The organism is uncultured Streptococcus sp. (assembly GCF_938036805.1).
Taxonomy (GTDB): Bacteria; Bacillota; Bacilli; order Lactobacillales; family Streptococcaceae; genus Streptococcus.
This window is the reverse complement of sequence record NZ_CALHWC010000042.1, coordinates 1-4,707: the sequence shown is the minus strand read 5'-3', so window position 1 is coordinate 4,707 and position 4,707 is coordinate 1. Positions and strand designations below refer to the sequence as shown.

The window sequence follows — 4,707 nt, the reverse complement described above, 5'->3', positions numbered from 1 at the left end:
ATCTCTATCCTTTCTAAAAACAAACGAGGTCAGGACTTCTGTCTCAAACCTCTCCGTCAATTCTAAGCTTTTTGGCTATTCCATGCCTTCTTTGACACTCGTCTCGATTTCTCTAGCCGCTTCCTGATCCCGGCAAATCACCAGCAAGGTATTGGCCCCTGCAACGGTTCCTAAAATCCGACTATCCAGCGAACCATCTACCACATTTGCCAAGACCGTCGCTTCGCCCAGTCCTGTACGGAAAACCAGCGTAAACTCTGCTCGAGAAACAGCCTGAACATGACTGGCCAAAAATTCAGCTAAGTCCAGCTCTTCTGTTTCGTGGGCCAGCACATAATAGACTTGGCCGTCCTTTTTCAACTTGGCCAAACCAATCTCCCTTAGATCACGCGAGAGGGTTGTCTGGGTCACAAAAATCCCCTCGTCTTCCAATCTTTTTTGAATATCCTTTTGTGTTCCTAACTTTTCTTCCTTGATCATCATTCTGACAAGTTGATGACGCTCGCTCTTTCTCATACTCGACCTCATTGACTGAATATTTATACTCTCAATTATATCAAAAAATCTATCTTATACCAAAAAAATTGAAGATTCCTCATAAAATGTGATAGAATAGTAACAAAAGACCCAAAGGAGCAAATATGGATAATAAACAATTAATCGCTAGCGAATTGGCCAAAGTTATTGACAGCTTGGACCAAACCGCTATCTCTAACCTACTAGAACAGCCGAAAAGTTCCGATCTTGGAGACATTGCCTTCCCAGCTTTCTCACTTGCTAAAGTAGAACGCAAGGCTCCTCAAGCTATCGCTGCAGATATTGCTGAAAAGATCGACCCAAGTCATTTTGAGAAAGTTGTCGCAACTGGACCTTATGTCAACTTCTTCCTCAACAAAGCTAAAATCTCTGATCAAGTTATCAAAGAAGTCATCAAGGAAGGCGCTGACTATGGTCAACAGAACGAAGGTCAGGGCGGAAATATCACAATCGACCTTTCCAGTCCCAACATTGCGAAACCTTTCTCTGTCGGACACTTACGTTCAACCGTTATCGGCGATGCCTTGTCTAATATCTTCCGCAAGATGGGCTACAATACCATCAAGATCAACCACTTGGGTGACTGGGGCAAGCAATTCGGTCTCCTCATGGTTGCTTACAAGAAATGGGGCAACAAGGAAGCCGTTGAAGCCAACCCAATCGATGAACTCTTGCAACTCTACGTTCGCATCAATGCCGAAATCGAAAACGACCCAGCCTTGGATGAAGAAGGTCGCCTTTGGTTCAAGAAACTGGAAGATGGCGATCCAGAAGCAACAGAACTCTGGCAATGGTTCCGTGACGAAAGTCTCGTTGAATTTAATCGCATCTATGAATTGCTCGGCGTTGAATTCGATAGCTTAAACGGAGAAGCCTTCTACAATGACAAGATGGACGAAGCCGTTAAAATTCTGGAAGACAAGGGTCTCCTGAAAGAATCAAAAGGCGCTAGCATTGTGGACTTGGACGATGTCAACCTGCCACCAGCTATGATTAAAAAATCAGACGGTGCTACGCTGTACATCACCCGTGATATTGCCACTGCTATGTACCGTGCGCGCACTTACAACTTCGTCAAGAACGTTTATGTCGTTGGTCAAGAGCAATCAAACCACTTCCGTCAACTCAAGGCCGTCCTTAAGAAGATGGGATTTGACTGGAGCGATGACATGATCCACGTGGACTTTGGTCTAGTTACGAAGAATCGCCAAAAACTTTCAACACGTAAAGGAAACATCATCCTTCTGGAACCAACTCTACAAGAAGCGATCAGCCGTGCAAAAGCTCAAATTGAAGAGAAAAATCCAAATCTGGAAAACAAAGAAGCTGTTGCCCATGCAGTTGGTGTCGGTGCCGTTAAATTCTACGACCTTAAGACTGACCGCCGCAATGGTTACGACTTTGATTTGGAAGCAATGGTTTCCTTTGAAGGTGAAACTGGACCGTATGTGCAATATGCCTATGCACGTATCCAGTCTATCCTACGCAAAGCAGACTTCAAGCCAAGTCTTGACGCTAACTACAATCTCAACGATGCTGAAAGCTGGGAAATTATCAAACTGCTCCAAGACTTTGCTCGCGTAGTCAAACGTGCAGCTGATAACTTTGAGCCATCTCTGATTGCCAAATACGCAATCAGCCTAGCTCAAGCCTTCAATAAATACTATGCTCACACTCGCATCTTGGATGAAAATCCTGAACGCGACAGCCGTCTAGCCCTCAGCTACACTACTGCTGTTGTGCTGAAGGAAGCTCTCCGCATGCTTGGTGTAGAAGCACCAGAAAAAATGTAACCCTACACAAACCTTCCAGTTTTGGGAGGTTTTCTTAGGAAGAGATATTTTATGAATGAAACTGCTTATATTTTAGTTGCCCTTAGCTTGGTCATTCTCTTTTTGTACAACAAAAGAGAAAAAGTAAAGTTGCAGATTTTGCTGCAGCAGGAACTCCTAAAAAGTGATCATTTTCGACAAGAACTCCAAGAAAAAATGGCCACTAGCGAAAACCAAAATAACCTTATTGCTTACGTTAACAAGAACTACCGTTTAGGAATTTTATATTCAAAAGAGCTGGTCGAAACGATCGCCGGCGAGCATGCAAGTCAAGAATAGAAACAAAAGCCGTTCGATCAAAAATATTGATCGAACGGCTTTTTATTTATGCTTTTATTTCGTACAATTCCTCGATAATGCTAGCTACTTTTTTAATATCGCCTAACATACCACGCATTTCAAAATCAGCTAAAACAGGGAAACCAAAACGTTGGCTATACTGCTTAGCGGTCAGACAGTATTGGTTGTTAAAGTTACGATTGCCACTTCCAACAACTCCAAAACACTTGCTAGCATTTTGCCCATAGGCAATAAAATCGGCTACATCCGTCGTGAGAATTTCGACATCGCCATTATCCACACCATTGCCACCTTCCAGATAGGTCGGTAGAAAGGCGATGAAAGGATTGGTCATTTCAAAGAACGGATGCCCCTCTTTTACTAGGTCTTTGATGTGTATTTTTTCAATCTCTAGGCTCGGATGCTGCTCTAACAAATAGTCGCTCAAACGACGGACAAAACTCTCTGTATTGCCACTCAAGCTGATATAAACTAAGGAAACTTTCATGTTTATTTGCTCCATTCCAAAAAATAACATTTATCTGCCCATCTAGATTGTAGCAGGTAAATGTTATTTGTCAAATCTTATTCTTCTTCAGCTACTTCTACAGTTTCAGCTTCCTTTTGCTGCTTGATCAGCTTAAAGACAACAATCGAAAGGAAGATGAGGCTAAGAACGACAGAGAAGCCGACACTCATATTCAACCCCAGTATCTGAGTTGAAAGTAAAGTTGGATCCGAGAAGGAAGAAGTTGCAATCCCTTTTGCTACCACATAACCATACGCTGTTCCAATCAAGCCAATAAGAACGTTCGCGATGTAAATAAGATTTGCTTTAAAAATATCTTTCTTAAAAACGAAGAACCAAGCTGCAATCAAAAGAAGCAAGCCAACATAAAAGAAAATATTATTTATTAGCGAACCGGACAGTTCAGCGCTCTTGCTAAAGTAAGCTGCATACTGAGATTTTGCTGGCTCATTGATCCCCTTTAGTAAGGTTTCCACGGCATCATTTGAAGAGGAGAACTTCGAAATAAGCTCCCACAAAGTGCCTACTGTTTCTAATCCCAGTAAGACATAGAGATAAATTGGTTTCTTTTTCATAATAACCTCCTGTAAAGAAATACTTTTTCTTATTATACACCCAAAAGAAAGGACTGACAAGAGACAAGATCTGATACGATTTTAAAAGCTCTATCTACTAGAAAAGCTTATCCTCCAAGACTACTCACTCTAGTCTTCTAGCACGAGAAAAGCCAAGACAATCCTGTCTAGGCTTTTTCACTTATTTTAAATAATCAGTTCTCCAAATGCCATACTTCGTCATTGTATTGTTGGATTGTACGGTCTGCTGAGAAGAAGCCAGCTTTCGCAATGTTAACGATCACTTTATCCAACCATGCATCACGATCTTCGTAGTCCGCAAGCATTTGCTCTTTCACCTTGATGTAGTCTTCCAAGTCAAGAAGTGTCATGAACCAGTCTTTGTTGATCAATTCATTGTAAAGACGTTCCAAGCGTTCTTTCTTACCTACTGCAAGAACAGCATCGCTGATGATAAAGTCAACCAATGGCTTGATAGCTGGACGAGCGTAAAATTCGCTTGATTTGTAGGCTGCTTTTGCGTAAAGGTCGATAACTGTTTCTGAATCTTCACCGAAGATGTAGATGTTATCTTCGCCAACCAACTCAGCGATTTCCACGTTAGCACCGTCCATAGTACCAAGTGTCAAAGCGCCGTTGAGCATGAATTTCATGTTACCAGTACCTGAAGCTTCTTTAGAAGCAAGTGAGATTTGCTCAGAAATATCACCAGCTGCAATCAAGAAGCTTGATGCTGTAACGTTATAGTTCTCAACCATAACCACTTGCAAGTGTGGTGCCACTGCTGGGTCATTCGCGATGATTTCTGACAAGCAAAGGATCAAGTGAATGATGTCTTGGGCAATTGTGTAAGCAGGAGCTGCCTTACCACCAAAGAAGACAGTGATTGGGCGAGCAGGAATGTTACCAGCCTTGATGTCCAAGTATTTGTGGATCACATACAAAGCGTTCATTT

The 4,707-nt window shown here is 42.2% G+C and carries 6 protein-coding genes; 2 read left to right on the top strand and 4 right to left on the bottom strand.

What is annotated here, in order from left to right:
- Positions 1–75 precede the first annotated feature (75 nt).
- A complete protein-coding gene (gene argR / locus Q0191_RS01835; protein ID WP_288931756.1) occupies positions 76–516 on the bottom strand; it encodes an arginine repressor in 441 nt (146 codons plus the stop codon).
- Positions 517–641: 125 nt separating this feature from the next.
- On the opposite strand from argR, the gene argS reads away from it, so the two are divergent.
- Positions 642–2,330: an arginine--tRNA ligase gene (gene argS, locus Q0191_RS01830; RefSeq protein ID WP_288931758.1), complete on the top strand. Its 1,689-nt coding sequence runs from the start codon at positions 642–644 to the stop codon at positions 2,328–2,330.
- Between the two features lie 51 nt (positions 2,331–2,381).
- A complete protein-coding gene (locus tag Q0191_RS01825) occupies positions 2,382–2,648 on the top strand; it encodes a MarR family transcriptional regulator (RefSeq protein WP_288931760.1) in 267 nt (88 codons plus the stop codon).
- A gap of 46 nt (positions 2,649–2,694) precedes the next feature.
- Here Q0191_RS01825 and nrdI read toward each other — a convergent pair whose 3' ends face one another.
- From nrdI to Q0191_RS01810, 3 genes are all read right to left on the bottom strand, one after another.
- Positions 2,695–3,156 carry a class Ib ribonucleoside-diphosphate reductase assembly flavoprotein NrdI gene (nrdI, locus tag Q0191_RS01820; protein WP_297663284.1) on the bottom strand — a complete coding sequence of 154 codons (462 nt, stop codon included), beginning with the start codon at positions 3,154–3,156 and terminating at the stop codon, positions 2,695–2,697.
- Positions 3,157–3,233: 77 nt separating this feature from the next.
- The gene (locus tag Q0191_RS01815) at positions 3,234–3,752 is read right to left on the bottom strand and encodes a lantibiotic ABC transporter permease (protein ID WP_297663282.1); all 519 of its coding nucleotides are present in this window, start codon (positions 3,750–3,752) and stop codon (positions 3,234–3,236) included.
- Positions 3,753–3,946: 194 nt separating this feature from the next.
- On the bottom strand, positions 3,947–4,707 hold a 761-nt coding region (locus tag Q0191_RS01810; RefSeq protein WP_297663280.1), incomplete at its 5' end, for a glycogen/starch/alpha-glucan phosphorylase.

Coding starts and splice junctions, on each gene's coding strand:
- Q0191_RS01825 (WP_288931760.1), top strand. CDS start 2,382: ATGAATGAAACTGCTTATATTTTAGTTGCCCTTAGCTTGGTCATTCTC.
- argR (WP_288931756.1), bottom strand. CDS start 516: ATGAGAAAGAGCGAGCGTCATCAACTTGTCAGAATGATGATCAAGGAA.
- nrdI (WP_297663284.1), bottom strand. CDS start 3,156: ATGAAAGTTTCCTTAGTTTATATCAGCTTGAGTGGCAATACAGAGAGT.
- argS (WP_288931758.1), top strand. CDS start 642: ATGGATAATAAACAATTAATCGCTAGCGAATTGGCCAAAGTTATTGAC.
- Q0191_RS01815 (WP_297663282.1), bottom strand. CDS start 3,752: ATGAAAAAGAAACCAATTTATCTCTATGTCTTACTGGGATTAGAAACA.